This is a genomic window from Rhizobium sp. BK098 (assembly GCF_014193155.1).
GTDB lineage: Bacteria > Pseudomonadota > Alphaproteobacteria > Rhizobiales > Rhizobiaceae > Rhizobium.
Genome location: NZ_JACHYY010000043.1, coordinates 1 through 2,357, shown reverse-complemented (window position 1 = coordinate 2,357; position 2,357 = coordinate 1). Strand labels below are relative to the sequence as shown.

The following is a 2,357-nucleotide window of genomic DNA, read 5'->3' as shown; positions in this document are numbered from 1 at the left end:
GAACGTCAGAGCACGCTGGACAATGCGATTTCACGCCAGGTTGTGACGGCATCGGCGCGGAGTTGGCGGTGGGCTGCGGCAGTGTGACATTTCCGATGTAGGTGGAAGAGGTTGGCGATCTGGCCATGGGCTGAAACGAAACGTTGGCATTGTCGCGTCGACTTGAAGCGCATCATGCGCCTCTCTCGTCGTCTCAGCGGAAGATGAGAATTTTCAGCGCGGTTGTTCAATCCTTTATGCGAGCGATGCTCGACGTCTGGCATCAATTCGGCCTTCGCGGCGGCGTAAGAGCGCAGCTTGTCGGTTACCATCACTCGCGGCATGACGCCCTGTCCTTTGAGCAGCTTGCGCATCAGCCGAAGAGCTGCCTTTTTGTTTCTCCGGCTTTGCAACAGAGCATCGAGAACATAACCATCAGCATCTACGGCACGCCAAAGCCAATGTTTTCGGCCGCGGATGGAAATCGCCAGGCGAGTGGCGCAGGGGAATTTCACCCCCACGCTCTCTCAGAACCGGACGTGATACTCTCGCATCATCCGGCTCCCATTGTTCGACCGTATCCATGAAGCAGAGGCCAATGGGCGAACAGCCGAGGTTGGCGCTGCGCGATGCGCAAAAGCCAATGCCGGGATCGCCGCTTATGCCCACGCAAGGACTTGTACTTTCCCGAGGCCCATCGGGCCAAGTATCGCTCGACACTCCAGAGCGTAGGTTGGAGAGCTGAAGGACAGAACCGACCATAGTAATTGATCCAGCCGCGGATGTACGAGTTGAACATCCGTGCCAGATCATCGAGAGCCCTGTCACTGCGAAGGTGCAAGGACCAACTACGGATCGTGCCCCGTATCGCCTTGAGCGCCGTCGGACTGGCCGCAGGACCGAATGAAACACCCATGCCCCCGGCCTTCTTGCTCACAAGTCTCGGCCGGAAAGCGTAGCCGAGAAAGTCGAACTTGTAGACCGGATGAGTGCCTCGCCGACTTTCATCCCTGCAATAGACGATTTTGGTCTTGTCAGGATGAAGCGTCAGCCCACAATCAGTAAAACGCGCGTCCAGAGCGTTCCGAAGCGCCATCGCCTGGTCCTCGGTCCGACAATGACAGATCGCGTCGTCAGCATAACGCTCAAACGGAATGTTCGGGAAATTCCGACACATCCACATGTCAAACGCATAGTGAAGAAAGAGGTTTGCCAAGAGAGGGCTGATTACCCCGCCCTGTGGCGTTCCTCGTTCTCTGGCGACGAGATTTCCGTCCGGCATCTGCACTGGCGCTTTCAGCCATCGTTCAATGTATAAAAGCACCCACGGGCAATCGGTGTGCTTGCGCACAGCCCGCATCAGCAGGTCCGGTTCAATGCTATCAAAGAAAGCCTTGATATCGAGATCAAGAACCCAGTTGTAACGCCAGCATCGCTGCCGCGCCACGCTGATCGCATCGAGTGCCGATTTGCCGGGCCGATACCCATAGGAATCCGGATGGAATTCAGGCTCCACCGCCGGTTCCAGATGGCGTTTGACCACCATCTGCGCAATGCGATCGGCGACCGTGGGTATGCCCAGCGGGCGCGTCTTCCCATCGCTCTTGGGTATGTCGACCCGCCGCACCGGCGGCGGAAAGTAGCTGCCCGACGCCAGCCGATTCCAGAGCTTGTACAGGTTGTTCGTAAGATCAGCCTCAAAGTCCAAAATCGTCTGGCCGTCAATACCAGCCGCTCCTTGGTTGGCTCTAACCCTCTTATATGCTTCCCACACCTCCCTTTTCGGGATCGCGTACGGCTTTGCTCTATCCACGAGGATCCTCCCGTCGCCGGTTGTCCACGCTCCAGAGCTGAACAACGCAGCCCCTTCGCTCCAGCCCCATTACAGGACCTTCAGCACTACTACGGGCTGCTCCGCCCCTGTGCTCCGCTTCGGTAATCTCACCCTCGCAGGGACCGCCGGCTTGGGTTTCTCCCTTAACATCGGAGCGACAGGTTCCCGCGTTCCACACGAAAGCCTGGTTAAGAGTCACGCCGCCTTCATGCCGGATGCCGCCTGGGCAGAAATCAGGTCGCCCCCCAGACTTGTCCCGGGCTAACGAATTCCTCCCGGTTTCGACATCATCTTGCACTTTTCGACACGTCATCAGCGGTTCGCTTGCGCTCGTCTCTCTAAACCTCACCTGACGGACTAACGTCCGCCTTTTCTGCAACGCTCACCACCACGGCTCTTTACCGTTGCAGCTTGCAGTGGTTTGAAACCTACCCCTGACGGTCGGCTTCGAGGGACCATACCCTCATCTTCCGTGCAGCTCGGCTCCCACACTGCTGTGGGTGCCTCGCGGCACACTCTCGTCGAGGTGCCACTTGGCGGCAAG

Annotated in this window: 1 protein-coding gene and 1 pseudogene; both read right to left on the bottom strand. The window is 58.1% G+C overall.

The annotated features are described in order from the left end of the window. Positions 1–5: 5 nt before the first annotated feature. Positions 6–464: pseudogene (locus tag FHT73_RS29210) on the bottom strand (DDE-type integrase/transposase/recombinase); the annotation flags it as partial. Positions 465–532: 68 nt separating this feature from the next. After that, positions 533–1,792 carry a group II intron reverse transcriptase/maturase gene (gene ltrA / locus FHT73_RS29205; protein ID WP_112611032.1) on the bottom strand — a complete coding sequence of 420 codons (1,260 nt, stop codon included), beginning with the start codon at positions 1,790–1,792 and terminating at the stop codon, positions 533–535. Between the last annotated feature and the right edge of the window lie 565 nt (positions 1,793–2,357).